Source organism: Sphingobacterium sp. UBA5670, assembly GCF_002420705.1.
In the GTDB taxonomy this organism is placed as follows: domain Bacteria; phylum Bacteroidota; class Bacteroidia; order Sphingobacteriales; family Sphingobacteriaceae; genus Sphingobacterium.
In genome coordinates this window covers 303,127-320,794 of record NZ_DIIM01000005.1, presented here as the reverse complement: position 1 = coordinate 320,794, position 17,668 = coordinate 303,127, and the positions used below count along the sequence as shown (strand labels likewise).

The following is a 17,668-nucleotide window of genomic DNA, read 5'->3' as shown; positions in this document are numbered from 1 at the left end:
CGACCTGTTCTATTTTATAAGCATTCCTATCCATTCAATATTCTTTGGCATGCAGGATTTGTATCCCCTTAATCCTGCTAAACTAAACTCCAGCCCCTTCTTCCCATACCTACCTTTTTTTAAACAGTAATTTATAAAGATACGCCATCTGCAATAAGCAAAGCATTGTATCATTCATTTTTCAACCTGATTATCGTCACTTTTTTGCTGTGGTTTTAGCAATAGTTTTACAGCAAACAAATACCATTAACGATATGAAGAAGTTACTTTTAATTGCACTAACCCTCACCTTGGGAGCATTAAGTTTACAGGCACAAACAATCTCTAATCAACGTTGGCAAATGAGACTCAGAGGAGTAGCAGTCATGCCAACAGAATCGGCTAATATCAATACAATAGGCGGTGACATAGACATCAACACAAAATTTATCCCTGAACTGGACTTTACTTATTTTTTCACAAAGAACATCGCAGCGGAGCTAATCTTAGGGACGACCAAACATAAAGTCCATACAACGGGCTCAGATTTGACAGCGATCGGAGGTAGTTCGTCCACCAATGTCGATCTAGGCAGTGTATGGCTTCTTCCTCCCACACTTACAGCGCAATATCATTTCTTCCCCGAGGGAGCTATAAAGCCGTATGTGGGTGCGGGAATAAACTACACCATATTCTATAGCGTTAACGCAGGACCAACGGTGAAGAATGTGAAATACGATAATGCTTTCGGTTTTGCGACTCAGCTCGGGGTTGACTTTAAGCTATCTGATAAGTATTTCGTGAATTTAGATGCCAAGTATATTCTTTTAAAGACCGATGTTAATGTAGATGGATCAAACTTGGCGCCCAACTTAACTATACCGGCAAAAGTTGACATCAATCCTTTTCTCCTTGGCGTCGGAGTAGGTATGAAATTCTAATAAATTGGCTCATTTCCCTATCCTATATGTATCGAGGCCCCTTCCAAAATGTGAAAGGGGCCTCATCTGGTTTCTTTATCGAAAACTCCTTAATCGGATTTCTTTTGTTAAATTCACCTAAACAACAGTCCTTTTACAGGAAATTTGCCTACTCTATTCCATACCAGTTCTGGTATTGCTTTCTCAGGCCCTCGACGCGCGCCAGCCGCTTAGCATCTTTCGCATCCAATAAAATCTCGCGATAGCGGTCGACAGAGTCTAATCCAATCTGAATATCATTCCATTCAAAGCTTAGGTTTTTCTTTTCCGCTGCGAGATGATGCAGATATTCCATATTTTCAGCCACATAATTTAGATTGCGATCCAACATGTTATTGGCAAGCTGAGGTTGCCCCGTCCGGTAGAGACTGTCGATAATATCGGCATAGTTGATTGCATCAGACATAGCATACACCCGGTCCGGTAATTGATCGTATGCCTTTTTAGCGATTTCCCCGGCTTGTTTAACCTGGCCATTGGCCAGCAACAGACGAGCTGCTTTTCCAAAAATATCTCTTGCATACATGCTTGCAAAGCGGAATGAATCTGTATCCACATATTGCGCATTTTTTATATTACCCCAGGTATAGGTATGCATAATATTGTTATACAACGCCTCGATATTGACCAATCCCGTTAGCTCACTCGATTTTCCCTGCGATTTCTCTGCTGCAGCAACAGGCATCAGCCTCGAAGTAAAACCTTCGTTGACCAGATATTTATCCAGCCCCAATTTGATATCGCCAGGCAACATATTCGAAAAATATATCGGTCGGTCCCAATGGTTATTTTCGAGCACCGACAACAGGGTCAGGTCCGCTCTGGTCAGATGGTCATTCGGTATCTCCCATTCCATAGTCGATACAATGGCGTTCTGCAAATAAGATGGGACCGCATTCTTCTTGACGACTTCCGCTCTGTCAACGCTTAATTGAACCTTTTTGGAGGGAAAATAATTCTCCATACTTCCCGAATTCAGCTGAACCTTATAATCTGGATCATCCGAAGTCACAAATTGCAATAACTGACCGATGTCAACAGCTTGGTCAAGTTGCCTATCCACGAAAGGAATATAATCACGAACTCCTTTTTTTGTTTTCTCCGGGGAGACCGTTACCGGAAGTCCCGCAGCCTGATACGTAGGTTGTTTTGCCTGCTGCATGTACCAATCACCGGTGAGATAACTTAACACAACAACCCGTACATCGCGGCGGATGCCTTCCACTTCTTGTAAATACCATACCGGAAACGTATCATGATCGCCATAGGTAAATAGGATCGCATTTGGAGCACAGGACTCAAGATAATTACGTGCCATGTCCCTTGCCAACGATTTCTCCGATCTATTGTGATCGTCCCAGTTCTGATGAATCAAAATAATGGGTCCTCCCAGCAACGCAAAAGATAAACCTGTTGCTAAGGCATAGCGCGTTTGTACAAATCGTTTGAAAAAGCGAACAAGTGCGATCAGCCCCAATCCGATCCAGATTGCAAAAGCATAAAAGGATCCGACATAAGCATAATCCCGTTCGCGGGGCTGCATAGGAGTTTGGTTGAGGTAAACGACAATCGCAATACCTGTGAATACAAACAGTAAAGTGATGACAAGTGTATAGGGTTTATTGTTTTTATACAACCAGATCGCACCGGCGATCCCCAAAAGCAGCGGAAGAAAGAAATAGGTATTGCGGCTCGGGTCATGCTCTTGAGCTTGGGATAGTTTATCCTGTCCCCCAAGACGCCAATTGTCCAATGTTTTGATTCCTGAAAGCCAGTTCCCGTCACTATACGTTCCATACCCTTGCTTATCATTCTGTCTACCAACAAAATTCCATAAGAAATACCGGGTATACATATCGCCCAACTGAAAATTGAAAAAGAACTTAAAATTATCGGAAAACGTTGGCTGTTGCCCTTCTTTCAAATTGAGGTAACTTCTATAATAGGCTTGATGGCTTCCATCTTGGCTATAGATACGCGGGAAAAAGGTTTCCTTATCAAATTGATATTTGTCTACCTGTGTGAAGGGAACATACTCCGACTTATCTTTCCGATAGCTCGTCTTACTATCGACGCCAACCACTTGCGAGTCATAATATGGTCCTTTGATTAACGGTTCCCGGATATATTGTTCCCGGCTCAAATATCCCAAAAACGAAAATACATTATCCGGCGCATTATTGTTCAAGGATGGATTTGCTTTCCCCCGGATCATGACCATAGTGTAGGAACTGTATCCAAATAAAACAAAACAAAGAACCAGCAAGGCTGTATTGAGTGTATATTTCTGCTTTTTATAGGAATAATATAGACCATAAATTATCAATCCTCCCAATAATAAGCACGAGAAGAAAATTCCGGTACCAAATCCCATTCCTAGTGAGTTTACAAATAAAAGATCTACTTTAGCTGCCAGACCGACCAGCCATTGAATAATGCCCCACAACACCGCACCCAATATCAATATGCCTACGACAAAAGCTTTTAAGGTACCCTTCGCACTTATCTGGCTTGCCCTTCTGAAATAGACAACCATCGCGATAGCTGGGATAGCCAAAAGGTTTAGTAGATGAACTCCGATGGAAAGTCCCATAACAAAAGCAATAAAGACCAACCAACGATCGCTGCCTTCTTCATCTGCACGGGCTTCCCACTTTAAGATTGCCCAAAACACGACTGCTGTACACAAAGAAGACATCGCATACACTTCAGATTCTACTGCCGAATACCAAAATGAATCGCTGAAACTAAATGCCATCGCCCCGACAATTCCTGCGCCGAAGATCTGTAAGTAGTTTGATAAAGAAGCCTGTCTGTCTTTGTTGAGTATCTTTTTGGCAATCGCGGTTATCGTCCAAAATAAAAAGGTCACGGTAAGTCCGCTACAAACCGCTGAACCTATATTCATCCAATAGGCAATCTGCCCTGTATTCCCTAAAGCAAGATTAGAAAAAATATTCTGAATAAGAAGAAACAACGGTGCTCCCGGCTGATGTGCCACCTCCAACTTATAGGCACAGGCGATAAATTCACCACAATCCCACCAGCTTACCGTCTTTTCTACCGTAGCTATATATACACATGTGGCTATCATTCCGCAAGCAAAGCCGAGTAGAGAATTTATTCTGTTGTACGTCATAAGGTCAATTGGTCTATTGTTAAAATCCTTTTTTAGCACTTTAAGTTAAAAAGTTATCTTGACTCCATTAGGTTAATTAACACTATTTAACACAAATGGCTGACGATAAACATGCTTCTCAGGTTATATAGGCCGGTTTATTAAAAATACCTAAAGTCAGATCAAATGGCAGTTTCCCATAGGGGGATACGAACAAGAAAGGGAGCTTATTTGCTCCCTTTCTCGTATTTTGTATATTAAGCTAGTTTTTCAACAATCTTCTTTGTAGGGCCAGGGTTACTCATCGTATAGAAATGTAATACCGGAGCACCAAATTTAATCAGCTCCTGACATTGCTGTACCAGCCACTCCTCGCCTACCTGTCTGACGTCGGCATTCGTTTTACATGCCGCAACAGCATCACTCAGTTCTTCCGGGATATCTAAATGGAAGATGCGAGGCAAGGTCACCAATTGTTTTTTTGTTGTCAACGGTTTTAGCCCCGGAATAATAGGTACATGAATTCCGTTATCTCTACATTTTGTCACAAATTCCTTGTATTTGTCGACATTAAAGAACATCTGGGTCACAATAAATTCCGCTCCCATATCGACTTTTTGTTTAAGGTATTTAAAGTCCGTATTGAAATTTGGCGATTCAAAATGTTTTTCGGGATACCCCGCTACGCCGATGCAAAAATCAGTCTTCTCCGATGTTACAATATCTTCATGCAGATACTTCCCTTTATTCATATCCGTTACCTGCTCCAATAGGTCTGTTGCAAAAGCATGTCCTCCATCAGTTGGTATAAAATCGGCATCTCCCTTGCGCGCATCTCCCCGCAATACAAGGACATTATCTATTCCCAGGAAGTTCAAATCGATCAATGCATTTTCAGTTTCCTCTTTCGTAAAACCCCCGCATATCAAATGAGGGACTGCATCCACTTTATATTTATTCATGATTGCAGCACATATTGCCACTGTCCCCGGACGTTTACGATAGGATACACGTTCCAGTAAGCCACTCGCATGCTCCTTGTAGATATAATCTTCCCGATGGTAGGTTACGTCGATAAAAGGGGGCTTAAACTCCATCAGTTCATCCATAGTTTTAAAAATACTTTGGATGCCCTGTCCTTTTGCCGGCGGCAATAGCTCAAAAGAAAACAATGTCTTTCCTTTGGCATTCTGGATATGATCGATAATCTTCATTAAAAAAATGTTTTTAGTTTGGTTGGCTTACATCGAAACGCACAAGTCGAGGAATGTTTATCTACATGTAACTTATCTTTCCCACTTGGAGCAGGGTAGAATTTAGCACCTTGAACAATACAGGTTGCTAAGGCTTCACTGGGTCTAGTCCCTCGGCCTTTCTCTATAAGCGTTGCTAATATCGTTTTAAAAAATCAAAAGACAAAAATATTTTTTCGAAAAGGCAAAAATAGCGACAAAAAGACTGCACCAAATACGGCTTCAGGTTTATTCCCAGACAACAACAGGAATTTACGTTCCACCAAAAGTAAAAGACTTAAAGAAGTGGATAAAACTGAAGATTGAAGTTCATTAACCAGGAAGATATGACTGCTCGATTACAAGTGACTATGCGCCATAACAAGTGACTAAAGATTAGCCGCCAAGGAATTCCGTAGATTTTTGAGATAAAATGTGATCAATAAGAGTCCTGTAACATGGTACTCTTCTTTGGACCCATATTTAAAACCATCAAATAAATATTGATAAGCGAGCAATGCATTCTGTTCGTTGTAAAATAATTCCTTCCAAGAATCGGGAACATCTGCCCATGCCTTGAGCACAATACCATTCTCAGCATAGATAATTGGCGATTCAACACCATCCATTCGATAATCGTGATGTGTACCAGAACTCGATATATGCTGGAAATAAGCGATAGAATAATCTACAAAATTCAATGCTCTGGCTTTTATCTCCTTTTCATTTTCTGATTTTACAGGCGCGTTCCGCCAGAGATTCACTTGGCTATCAAATTTACTGGGCGTCTCCCGAACAAGGGTTTTATCTAACGCAAAATTGATATAAAGTCTTTCGGTAGTGGGGACACGTGCTGAGTTAAACTGTGAAAAATCACCTCTCAGCTGAACAAAACCATCTTTTACCTTAATAATATCCAATGCGACGCTGCCTTTTTTCTCATCAGTCAATTCTAATCGATCTCCATTGAATCTATACTTGCCGAAAAGTAAGATATCATCGATCGCCATGACAAACTCGTCTTTATCATGAAGTGAGAGAAAGGATCGGTATATAGTAGGATCATTACCATAGGTATCTGCCTCCACATTTTGGGGAGATTCGCTTTTTAATTTACGATACTCTTCATTTGAATAACCCAATATCATTTGGTAATTGCCTTCAGGAAACTCCTTTTTCTTTCCAAAGAAAACACAAGAAGACAACGAAAATGTGAATAGCAGCAGTAATAACGCTTTCAAAATCAATTAATAATTATGGCCAATAATAATACACGAACCAAGATAAGAAATTACTGCAATAGTTATAGTATATCGTTATTCATTTGAATAAGCTCGGGGATAGCTTATTCTTTATAGAGATCCACCAAACCCTCTGGCAGTTCGACTTCAATGATCTGCTCTTCACCATCGATTCCTAAGATTAAATCGTCCGATAAAGGGAACATCAGTTCTTTGCCATCCATATCGACTGTAGCGACAAATTGTTGCGGAAATTCCTGAACATCTGTTATTTCACCCAGTTCACCATGGCTTTCATCGATCACTAAAAAACCGATTAAATCAGTATACCTAAAATCATCTGGATCGCGCTCAGGCATTTTATCTTTAGAAAGATATAATTTTTTACGAACGAGCACCTGAGCCTTATCGATATGATCGACATCCTCAAATGTCACATAAGCTGTACTATTTTTTTGAAATTTAATCGTATCAACAAAATAGGGAACAAGCTTTTTGTTCACTTCTACGAAGACAACATCCATATCCAGGCTCTCGTATTCCTCGAATTCAAAAAACAATTGTACCTCTCCTTTAAGACCTCTTGTTTTACTGACATAACCGATGTAAAAGCTTTGATCAATAGTCATATTTTTCGTATTTAGCAATTAGATGTGAGACATGATTTGGCAAACCATTTGCCTATTGGCTGTTTCAAAAAAAGCCGGCTCAAGATTGAGTCGGCTTTCTCGAATACTTTATGAAAGAATTAACCTTCAGTTTCTTCTGATGCAGGAGCTTCAGTCTCTTCAGCAGCAGTTTCTTCCGCTACAGGAGCATTTTTAGCAGCTACAGCAGCAGCTTTTTCTTCTTTTTTCTTAGCTTCAGCTACTAAAGCAGCTTTTTTAGCTTCAGCTTTAGTTTGTGCTAAACCATCTTTTTTACCAGAGATTCTTGCATCATTAGCTTCAGTCCAAGCTGTAAATTTAGCTTCAGCAGCAGCTTCATCAAAAGCACCTTTTTTCACACCACCTTGCAAGTGTTTCTTGTAAAGAACACCTTTGTAAGAAAGGATAGCACGAGCTGTGTCAGTTGGTTGAGCACCTTTATTCATCCAATCCAAAGCTTTTTCAAAATCCAAAACGATAGTTGCTGGATTTGTGTTTGGGTTGTATGAACCAATACGTTCGATGAATTTACCGTCACGTGGAGCGCGAGAATCCGCTACGACTACGTGGTAAAAAGGACGTCCTTTTTTACCGTGTCTTTGCAATCTGATTTTAGTTGCCATTTTTTAATTTTATTTTATGTATTCAACATATCCCCCGAGCTTCATGCTAGAGGGGACGCAAAGATAGTTATTTTTTTTTAATCATCATTATTATTTAATAAAACTTCACTGAAAACGACAGAGTTAGCTTCTTTCTTTAGCCGTTTTTAGGCTACACACCGCCCCTGTTCTCCAATGTTTTGTTCTTGCTATTCGGCAGTTAAAATAAGTCTTTAAAAATCAGTGTACAAAATAGGCCTTCTCCTCAAAACCTTCATGACTTCGCAGACACCAACAGCAATGAAAGCAAAAGAAGGTTCTTTCTGGCCAATAAGATCAGACACTTTCAGAAAAAAAAAGGCTATTTTACGAAATGTAAACAGGATGAACCGCTTGTGTATTTTGCCAGCCAAATTGTCTTCGACATTTTTGCCAATTCACTTTTTACTTTATACCTTCATTCTATGAAATCTGTTGCGCCATTAAAAATACTTAAAGCTTCGGCCGGTTCGGGAAAAACCTTTAGCTTGACTTTACACTATCTCACTCTCCTGCTTTCCAACGAGAATAGCTATAAAGAGATTTTGGCTGTAACATTCACCAACAAGGCAACTGCGGAGATGAAGGAACGTATACTTTCGGTACTCCATGGTTTGGCAACAGGCAATGCCAGCGCTAAAATTGAAGATTTCAGAAAGCTTTTACTCGAGCAGCAGCCCGATTGGAATCCGCATCTCGTACAAGAGAAAGCTTATCGGGTCTATCGTCGTATTCTACATGACTACAGTCATTTTACGATCAGTACAATCGATGGTTTTTCTCAAAAAGTCATTCGTGCATTTACTTATGAACTCAATCTTGATGCAGCTTATAAGATTGAAATGAATGTCAATAAAGTGAAAAATGACCTCACAGTCATGCTGAATCAATTGCTGGATGAACGCCCCGATCTCCTGGATTGGATTATTGCCTATGCGGAAAAGAAAATAGCAAAAAATGAAAATTGGAACTACCGCCAACAATTAATGGGTCTGGCAAGCCTTATTTTTTCTGAAAATTTCCAAGAATTTGATGGTTACATCAACTCCGCCAATCCAAAGGAAGTCTTTAATCTCCTTAATCAGGAGGTTGAACAGAAGATAAACTCCTTCACCGAAGCGCTCTCTATGACGATTGAAGCATTTAGTGAAACCTTTAAGAAGTTCAATATCTCCGAAAGTGAACTGAAGGGTAAATCACGCAATAAAATAATATCCGCTAGCAAAACCAACAAAAGAACGGAAAAACTGAGTGCTTCCGAAATTGCCAAGATATTAGAAAAATACCTCCAGTTAATCGACAATGAAGATGCATTTACGGATAGTGACAAAAATATACGCCATGATCTTATCGCAGCACTTAGCCCCATCCTGGCATCTTTCCAAAAGCTACACGATAACCTGTCGGCTTATATTGCCTATCAAGCAGTACAGAACAATCTCTATTACTTACGCTTGCTCAAGGAAATGAGCGACTTACTGACACAGTGGCGGCGGGACAATGGGGCTCAATTAATTTCCGACTCGCAGATTCTATTAAATAAACTCGGACTGGATGAAAATAGTGATCCCACATTTATCTGGGAGAAAATCGGCAATCGCTTCAACTACTTTTTGTTCGACGAATTTCAGGATACCTCGCGGATCCAATGGAAAAACTACAGCCCGCTATTGATCAATGCATTAGCAGATGCCAAAGGCACAGTCAGCGAACACCTGATTGTAGGTGATGTCAAACAAAGTATCTACCGCTGGCGGAACGGCGATTGGCGTATCCTCCTGCAACAGGTCGAGCAACAGGTTGGCCAGGCCTTTCACCTGGATGAGCATGGCAAAACGACTTTTATCGAAAACGGAAGTCTCGACACCAATTTTAGAAGTCTTCCGAATATCATTCAATTAAACAATTATCTGTTTAGCAGTATTCCCCAACACCTGCAACAGGTACTGAATGAAAAAGTGTTCGAAAGCCTTGATGAAGAAGGTAAACAGTGGTGGGTTTCTTCTGGCAATGATCAGATGCTTGTCAAAGCTTATGAAAACAGCCAACAGGAAGTCCCTAAACATAAAAAAGGAAACCTTGACCAATTAGGATCCATTGAGATCTCCTACATCCCCGTTACTGATGGGCGTTACAGAAGAAACCAGGTTATTGAGGAATCGCTTGTACAACTATGTCAAAAAATAGGCGACTGGCTCCGTAGCGGGCGTTATCAAGCACAGCAGATCGGGATTCTGGTGCGGAGCAATGCGCAAGCCAAATCGGTCATCCAGAAACTCATGGACTTCAAAAAAGAACAGCAGCTTGCATTTGAAGTCATATCCGGTGATGCGCTGTCACTGGCGAGTAATGATGCCGTATTATTGTTGATCGAAACTTTGAAAGCGCTAGTCTATAATTCGGATAAACATACCATCCATAAAGCAAAAATGGTCTATCTCTATCAGCATATACAAAATAACACAATCGATCAGGATGCGTGGTTAAAATTTGCTGTCAATGATATCCATGCTCTTAAAGCCTATCTCCCTGAGGCGCTGATTGACTCCTGGGAAATGGCACAGAAACAGCCTTTGGTTCATTTGATTGAAAAGCTCATTGAAATCTACGGTTTCACAACCATGGACAACATTCATCTCCCCTACCTCCTCGCATTCAAAGATATGATCTCAACCTTCTCCACCAACGGCGAACGTGGAATTATACAGTTTCTGGAATTCTGGGAAGAAGATGGTAATCGGGCCGTGCTCCCTTCCAACGGAGAAATTAATGCGATCGAAGTAACCACAATCCACAAATCAAAAGGTCTAGCTTATGATGTGGTGATGATTCCTTTTTGTTCCTGGGATCTCGACGGCATGATCAATGGCGATTTTTGGATCGAGACGTCAGATACGCCCTTTGCTCAATTGGGAAAAATTCCAATTAAATATACTTCCACCGTCGGAAAATCTGTTTTTTTCAAACAATATTTTGAAGAGATGCTGTTCAACTACATGGATGCGCTCAATACATTCTATGTGGCAACAACCCGCGCAATTGAACACCTTTATATTACAGCTCCGTCCTTTAAAGAAACTGTTGATAAAAAGACAGGCGAGATTACAGGCTATGATATGAAAGACGAATATATCAGCGATGTGCTCTACCAGGTCTTGGATACACCGATAGCTCCGTTTGCACTGGAAGAAAAAGGTGTATACATCGACCAAACGATCGAACAAAAAAAACATCAGGCTCAAAAAGACAATATTATTTCGCTGAGCCATTATCCTATTTCCAAAGAACTGGAAATGGCCCTAGAAAAATCGAGCTCGCGCAGCATCAATGATATCATGATGCTAGAAAAAGCCGCACAGTACGGTATATTGGCCCATGATATTATGGCTCAGATTTCAAAGGAAGAAGATATCCATAAACTTGTCCGCCAACTGATCCAAGAAGGTATTCTCTCCAAAGAGGAAGAACCCTTTCTCATGCAAGAGATCAATCAGATCTGGAAACACCCCATGATCAATAAATGGCTTACCGGAAACTATAAGATCTGGAACGAGGCGAGTATCATTACCGCCAAAGGTGAGACCATCCGTCCCGATAAAGTCTTCACCTCAGAAGAAGAAACAATCGTTCTGGATTTCAAGTTTACACAAACAGACTATATCGGACATAAGTATCAAGTCGACAACTATAAAAAGAATTTAGAGAACCTAGGCTACAACAATGTTAAAGCCTTTCTCTATTACGCGAAATCAAATCAATTAACTGAAGTAAAATAATAGCACGATGCAGACAGCCTTTCTAAAATTAGTAGCAGCAGACATTCAAAAACGTTTTGGGAACGATCTGAGTGAGATTGCCATCGTGTTTAATAATAAACGGCCGATTACCTACCTCAAAAAACATCTTTCTGAAGTGTACGGGCAGGCCATTTGGTCACCTCAGTTTTTTACAATTCAGGAATTTTTCAGACTTTCGACCGACGATACTGAAGCAAGTCCTCTAGCACAATTTTTCCATCTTTTTAATATTCATAATGAGCTATTGATCGCAGAAGGCAAACAGCCGGAAACATTGGAAGAATTTTATCCAATTGCAGAAATTATATTGAGCGACTTCGGCCAGCTGGATTATGATCTCGTCCCCATCGAGCAGATCTATTTAGAACTTTATGACAATACCAAAATTGATATTGCTTTTCAACATCTCACGCAAGAACAGCAAGGATTTATCCGTCAGTTTTGGCAGTCCTTTTCTATTGCTGGGCATAGTGGGGTCCAAGAACGCTTTCTGCAGCTCTGGAAAAGATTGCCCTTTCTATACGATCGTTTCAAAGAAAAACTTAAAGCAGAAGGGCAAACCAATTATCCAACAATTTACCGCGACCTGGTTGAAGGCAAGGCTACAAATCAGCAATTTGCATCTTCTTTTCAGCACATCCTGTTTGTCGGGTTTAATGCATTGAATAAGGCCGAAGCGAAGTTATTCAGACAATGGCAGGATCAAGGCCGCGCATTATTCTACTTCGATGCAGACGCTTATTACCTAGAAGACAACATGCAGGAAGCAGGCCTCTTTATTCGTCGCAACATCTTTCAGACAGGCTTGGTCAATGCACTGGGTGATACCCCTAATATTATTGGAAATAGAAAATCCACCGTCAATCTATATGCGAGTACGGGGAGAATAAGCCAGACAAAATTGCTGTATGATATCCTCGAACAGCACAACAACACGGAACAGACTTCCGCTATCCTGTTGGCCGATGAAAACCTGCTGGTACCTTTGCTGCAAAGCCTGCCGGACGTAAAACCCAATATCACGACGGGTTATCCACTGACGCAATCTCCAATTTATGGCATACTGGACTTATGGATGGAGGTGCATTTGGAAATATCACAGTTCAAACGGCGAAAGATCTCCTATCAGGTTATCGAGACTTTCATCAATCATCCGCTGACAATGGTTCCATTGGCAGATAAGCTGCAGATTCAACGGGAAATCGCCGACAAACAGTTATTTGAGATCGCTTTGGAAGAACTTCATTTCGAGAGCGCTTTGCCCCAATTTTTTGTTCCCATAGACAGTTCGGCCCATCTGATACCATCACTTATTCAGCTCGTCGAAAATCTGCTCTACAGCATCTCTTCCCAGGAGCGAATCCGCCAAATTGACAACAACCTCCTGATCGAGACCAAGAAAACGCTAAACCAGCTACTTTTAGGTTTTGAAACCGTAGCTCCTTTAAGCATCAGCTTTCAGATCGGCTTGATCAAAAAAGCCATTGCTCCAATAAATTCGGCCATAGAAGGTGATCCGCTCGAAGGCATCCAAATAATGGGTCTCTTGGAAAGTCGTTGTTTAAATTTTGACAATGTCTATATCCTAGGAGCAAACGAAGGCATTCTTCCCAAGACTTCCAACTCACCTACCTTCATACCCAATAGCCTAAGAAGTGCTTATGGACTCCCTATATTGGAGAATCAAGATGCCCTTTCAGCCTATTTATTTTATCGCCATTTTCAATACAGTGAAGGAATACATATTTTCTACAATGGCTTGGTTGACGAGAGCTCAACGGGTGAAGAAAGTCGCTTTATCAAACAGTTGGAATTTGAAAGCAATTTTAAATTTGACAGAAGAATTCAGCAGCAGACCATCCAATTTGCAGATAAAGCTCAAGAAATTGTTATCGAGAAACGTGGCGAAGTCTGGGAAAAGATGTATCAGGACTTTATCATTAACCAGAAAAAGATATCGGCAACAGCACTTACGACATACCTACAATCTCCTTTGCAGTTTTTCCTGAAACATATCGCCAACATCAAAGAACCACCTTCGATCTCCCAGGAATTTGAGATGAATAAACTGGGAACAGTCATTCATAATGTAATGGAGAAGATATTCCTACCTTTCAAGGGGCAACAGGACTTTACAACGACGAGTATCCTGCAAGGGCAGATCGACAAGATAGAGGCACATGTCATTCGTGAAATCGGCATTCAATATCAGGTCGAATTAAAGACAACACATGATTTAAACAGCCTGCAGCGGATCATGCTGAAGATTGCCTGCGAGTATGTCAAGATGTATCTCGAATATGACATCAACAACTACAAAGCCTTTCGGATTATCGAACTCGAGAATGATAACGACTATATATTGCCTTTCCGCCTTCAAATCAATGGAGAAGAACAACAGGTCACACTTTACGGTATCATTGACCGTGTAGACGAGGTCATAACACACGACGACCGCATTATCAGTAGAATTGTCGATTACAAAACAGGAGGGGATTCGATCATATTTAAAGAAATCGATCAGGTATTTGCGCCAAATACCGAAAATAAAGCCATGGTGCAGACGCTATTCTATGCCTATGTATTCGAACAAAAGACAGGAAGAAAACAACTCGAACCTCATCTCTATGTCGCCCGTAAAATGCGGGAAGAAGGGACATTATTCAGTGGTAAAGAGGGAATATTGACTGATGAATTCCTTGCTTTCCAGAAAGAAAATTTTGTCAGATTCCTGCGAGATATTCTTCAGGAAATCTTCAACCCAGATATTCCATTTCGACATAATCCGGACACAGTAGTTTACCCAAGCGACCCTTATACCCTATTCTATCGGGAAGCTAGCAAATGGGCTGATGCAGAAGAATGAGTACAGCAAAGGTTTAAGGAGAAATCAAACTAAATCCTTTATTAAAATATACTTAAAAACAAAAGGGACATTTCAGTCCCTTTTTTCTATATTAACGTTTGTTTCTTTTAATTGCATTATTGGCTCGACGTTTTGCTGTGTTAATTTTATAGTGGAACCAATGGTCTTTAAAGATTTTTCGCATCGTATTATCAAAATGCCTTGTGATAAACAGATTACGCGCGCCTTTCAATTTCTCACTGATCGAATTTGCTAAAGCCCTAACAGAAATCGAGTAGCCCTCCGTTTCATATTGAATATAATGCCACCATCCTGCTGGCATGTATAAGGTCTCTCCAGGATGGATTACCGCTTCGTAGCCGTCCAGGTACTTAATACCAGGATACTCTTCTTCGCTGCTATATTTTGGATTGGCAATACTATGAAAGTTGTACGGCAATTTATACATCAAATCAGATTGATCATTCGGAAAAAGCCAGATACGTTTTAATCCTTGAAATTGAGAAATAAATACGTGTGACATATCAATATCGAAATGATTACGGGTACTTGACCCCTCTCCACCAAAGAACATAAATGGTAGCCATTGCAAGACCTTGCCTCCTGTCACATCGTTATAAATAACATCGTGTTTCAGTTCAGGACGTATTTTGAGCAGATTGAACAAAAACAACCGCAATTCAGTAGGTTCTTTTGTAATCAGATCCAAGTATTCTGCAAATGTCATATGGCCAACAGGGGCGCTGGCAGCACGGTCCATTGACTCCTCCTCTTTTCCGTAGACATCTATTTTTATATCTCCTGCAATTTCCTTAAAGTAATCATAACTCCATTTCTTCCACGCTGGACTTTCTGCACTGATAAAATCTGATATAATGACAGGAAAACCTGGTTTCAGATAATTTTTTAAGAAGTCCTCTGATCGAATGCCCGAAATTTTATCAACTTGCTTTAACTTCACGACTGACTAATTTTGCTTAATTACAAACATAAAAAATATTTCTATCAAATTTTAAAAATAAGGCCTAGACCTTATTTTTAATTGGAATAAATTACCCCAAGCAATTTAATAGAAATATACTTAAAATCTCAATGACCTACGTCACTTTTATTACTTTTTAACACGATTGATCCCATCCGAAGTCATTTTTATACCCTGACGAACACAAATAGGCCGTCTCTTTCCTAATCCTTTGTAGCCTATAAATAGAAGCATATCAGCGGGGTAAACCCTCAAATCTACCCAGAAAGCAACAATCTTGTCGATCCAATACGGAAAAGTAAAGCCTGCAACACAGCAACGGAAAACTGCTTAGCAACTTGTGGACTTCCCTATTGATTAAATAACAAAAAAAGGGTTTTAAAAAACCCTTTTTTTGTTATTTACCTTCTGCGAGGTTATTACTTATTTACTTTTTTGATATATTCTTCGACAGCCATTGTCATACTAGGCGCTTTTGGTGTCGGAGCCGGAATATCTAAAATCAATCCATGATCTAAAAGTGCCTGCTGGGTTGATGCACCAAATGCAGCAATCCTGGTATTGTTCTGTTTAAAGTCCGGGAAGTTATCATATAAAGACTGTACACTGGAAGGACTAAAGAACACGATAACATCGTAGAAAACATCCTTCAGATCAGTCAAATCACTTACAACGGTTCTAAAAAGAACAGCAGGAGTAAACTTATAGCCATTTTGCTGTAACCAATTGCTTGTTTCCTCATTGGCAACATCCGAGCATGGGAATAAAAAATTCTCTCCTTTGTGTTTTTTCAACACCTCCTCAAGATCTTTTGCAGTCTGTTTGCCAAAGAAAATTTTCCGTTTCCTATATTGAATATACTTTTGAAGATAGAGGGCAATCGTTTCTGAAATACAAAAATATTTCATTTCTGCAGAAACTTCAAATCGCATCTCTTCACAAATTCTAAAATAATGATCTACAGCATTTCTGCTCGTAAATATTACCGCAGAATAATCTGCTAAATTAACCTTATCCCTACGCACATCTTTGGCAGGAACTCCTTCTACGTGTATAAAACCTCGAAAGTCTAATTTTAACCCGTATTTCTTTGCTAAATCATAATAAGGGGACTTATCGTTTTCAGGCTTTGGTAAAGTCACCAGTACACTTTTTACCTTCTTTGCTCTTTCTACGTCTGAAGTTTGCATATTAACCAGTTTTAGCTCAATAATCTTAACAGTATTAATATTGGTGCTATTTCTAGGCAACAAAGGTACAAAATTAAATAGGAAATTGAAAATTTATACATAGACATAATATGAGCCGCTGTCTTAAGAAACCGATAGAAAAACAGCAAACCGGCTCCAACAATAGCCAAATGCAACACAACACCAACCGATGTCAAGGGAACAAGACTCAAAATTAATAACACAGGAAGCATTAAAAAAAGTGTGTTGAAATAGATCAGATACAACACCGTCACATATTCTTTTACTAACTTTCTAATTTCAAAAACAAAGGATAAGAATCTGATAAATCCGATTTTTAACGCGAACAAACCACCAACCATTCCTACAGTCTTCATATAATTAGGGAAAGTAATAAAATCGAATCTATTCAATTCATACGCATAAAATAGACTTACAAATAAGCCTATCGCTCCCGAAAATAATATAAATAGAAATATAAATGGCCAAGATGTCAGGATCGTATCCTCCTTGCTCACAGACAATAAAACCCGATCATCCCAATAGCCCTGAAAAACCAATTTGATATCTGAAGGAAAAAACACCCGAATCATTCCAACACCAAAAATTAATGCAAGAACCGTAAATAGGATCCAGTTTTCTCGATGAACTTTGAGCGTCCCATCTTGCCTATCCAAATTGCTACGCCTCATTTCCCCCTGAAAATACTGCTGTACATCAAAATTATTGATGTTATGAACCGCTAGTCCTTTCTCTTCCACGGTTACAATTCGATATTGATTTTGTAGTGCTGGGTTCAGGGATTCCAAAACTTTACGATTGGGTGAAATAACAGCATCTTTTACAGCATTTAGACTATCAGCCGCAACTATGCTGCGCTGAATAACAGCCCGCTGCGCCCGCCGCTGTGCTTTCAATCCCGATATTGAAAACAGCAGAAATAGTACAAATAGAATATGATATTTGAAGATTGTAACGCTCATTAAAATGAATTG

Annotated in this window: 11 protein-coding genes and 1 riboswitch; of the genes, 3 read left to right on the top strand and 8 right to left on the bottom strand. The window is 40.0% G+C overall.

What is annotated here, in order from left to right; all coding sequences use genetic code 11:
- Positions 1 to 254: 254 nt before the first annotated feature.
- Complete coding sequence (locus B3C94_RS06855) at positions 255 to 920, top strand: OmpW/AlkL family protein (protein WP_293900987.1); 666 nt, start codon at positions 255 to 257, stop codon at positions 918 to 920.
- A 148-nt stretch (positions 921 to 1,068) separates the two neighbouring features.
- Here B3C94_RS06855 and B3C94_RS06850 read toward each other — a convergent pair whose 3' ends face one another.
- The 5 genes from B3C94_RS06850 to B3C94_RS06830 form a co-directional block, all read right to left on the bottom strand.
- A complete protein-coding gene (locus B3C94_RS06850) occupies positions 1,069 to 4,098 on the bottom strand; it encodes a protein O-mannosyl-transferase family (RefSeq protein WP_293900984.1) in 3,030 nt (1,009 codons plus the stop codon).
- Between the two features lie 236 nt (positions 4,099 to 4,334).
- Positions 4,335 to 5,291, bottom strand: coding sequence for a methylenetetrahydrofolate reductase [NAD(P)H] (gene metF, locus B3C94_RS06845; RefSeq protein ID WP_293900981.1), 957 nt, complete (start codon positions 5,289 to 5,291; stop codon positions 4,335 to 4,337).
- A 69-nt stretch (positions 5,292 to 5,360) separates the two neighbouring features.
- Positions 5,361 to 5,463: riboswitch (SAM riboswitch) on the bottom strand.
- Between the two features lie 235 nt (positions 5,464 to 5,698).
- Complete coding sequence (locus B3C94_RS06840) at positions 5,699 to 6,550, bottom strand: hypothetical protein (RefSeq protein WP_293900978.1); 852 nt, start codon at positions 6,548 to 6,550, stop codon at positions 5,699 to 5,701.
- A gap of 104 nt (positions 6,551 to 6,654) precedes the next feature.
- Positions 6,655 to 7,179, bottom strand: a complete 525-nt coding sequence (gene rimM / locus B3C94_RS06835) for a ribosome maturation factor RimM (RefSeq protein ID WP_293900975.1) — start codon at positions 7,177 to 7,179, stop codon at positions 6,655 to 6,657.
- A gap of 119 nt (positions 7,180 to 7,298) precedes the next feature.
- Positions 7,299 to 7,820 (bottom strand): 30S ribosomal protein S16, encoded by a 522-nt coding sequence (locus tag B3C94_RS06830; RefSeq protein ID WP_075994449.1) that lies wholly within the window; start codon positions 7,818 to 7,820, stop codon positions 7,299 to 7,301.
- Between the two features lie 443 nt (positions 7,821 to 8,263).
- Here B3C94_RS06830 and B3C94_RS06825 point away from each other — a divergent pair, with 443 nt between their 5' ends.
- Together B3C94_RS06825 and B3C94_RS06820 are read left to right on the top strand one after the other, a co-directional pair.
- On the top strand, positions 8,264 to 11,614 hold the full coding sequence (locus B3C94_RS06825) for a UvrD-helicase domain-containing protein (RefSeq protein WP_293900970.1): 3,351 nt from the start codon (positions 8,264 to 8,266) through the stop codon (positions 11,612 to 11,614).
- Between the two features lie 7 nt (positions 11,615 to 11,621).
- On the top strand, positions 11,622 to 14,501 hold the full coding sequence (locus tag B3C94_RS06820; protein ID WP_293900967.1) for a PD-(D/E)XK nuclease family protein: 2,880 nt from the start codon (positions 11,622 to 11,624) through the stop codon (positions 14,499 to 14,501).
- 91 nt (positions 14,502 to 14,592) lie between these two features.
- Here B3C94_RS06820 and B3C94_RS06815 read toward each other — a convergent pair whose 3' ends face one another.
- The 3 genes from B3C94_RS06815 to B3C94_RS06805 all read right to left on the bottom strand — a co-directional run bounded on the left by B3C94_RS06815 (position 14,593) and on the right by B3C94_RS06805 (position 17,656).
- On the bottom strand, positions 14,593 to 15,462 hold the full coding sequence (locus B3C94_RS06815) for a cupin-like domain-containing protein (RefSeq protein ID WP_293900965.1): 870 nt from the start codon (positions 15,460 to 15,462) through the stop codon (positions 14,593 to 14,595).
- Between the two features lie 440 nt (positions 15,463 to 15,902).
- The gene (locus B3C94_RS06810; protein WP_075994453.1) at positions 15,903 to 16,673 is read right to left on the bottom strand and encodes a uroporphyrinogen-III synthase; all 771 of its coding nucleotides are present in this window, start codon (positions 16,671 to 16,673) and stop codon (positions 15,903 to 15,905) included.
- A gap of 11 nt (positions 16,674 to 16,684) precedes the next feature.
- Complete coding sequence (locus B3C94_RS06805; RefSeq protein ID WP_293900958.1) at positions 16,685 to 17,656, bottom strand: DUF4271 domain-containing protein; 972 nt, start codon at positions 17,654 to 17,656, stop codon at positions 16,685 to 16,687.
- Positions 17,657 to 17,668: the final 12 nt, after the last annotated feature.

Coding starts and splice junctions, on each gene's coding strand:
- B3C94_RS06855 (WP_293900987.1), top strand. CDS start 255: ATGAAGAAGTTACTTTTAATTGCACTAACCCTCACCTTGGGAGCATTA.
- B3C94_RS06850 (WP_293900984.1), bottom strand. CDS start 4,098: ATGACGTACAACAGAATAAATTCTCTACTCGGCTTTGCTTGCGGAATG.
- metF (WP_293900981.1), bottom strand. CDS start 5,291: ATGAAGATTATCGATCATATCCAGAATGCCAAAGGAAAGACATTGTTT.
- rimM (WP_293900975.1), bottom strand. CDS start 7,179: ATGACTATTGATCAAAGCTTTTACATCGGTTATGTCAGTAAAACAAGA.
- B3C94_RS06830 (WP_075994449.1), bottom strand. CDS start 7,820: ATGGCAACTAAAATCAGATTGCAAAGACACGGTAAAAAAGGACGTCCT.
- B3C94_RS06825 (WP_293900970.1), top strand. CDS start 8,264: ATGAAATCTGTTGCGCCATTAAAAATACTTAAAGCTTCGGCCGGTTCG.
- B3C94_RS06820 (WP_293900967.1), top strand. CDS start 11,622: ATGCAGACAGCCTTTCTAAAATTAGTAGCAGCAGACATTCAAAAACGT.
- B3C94_RS06810 (WP_075994453.1), bottom strand. CDS start 16,673: ATGCAAACTTCAGACGTAGAAAGAGCAAAGAAGGTAAAAAGTGTACTG.
- B3C94_RS06805 (WP_293900958.1), bottom strand. CDS start 17,656: ATGAGCGTTACAATCTTCAAATATCATATTCTATTTGTACTATTTCTG.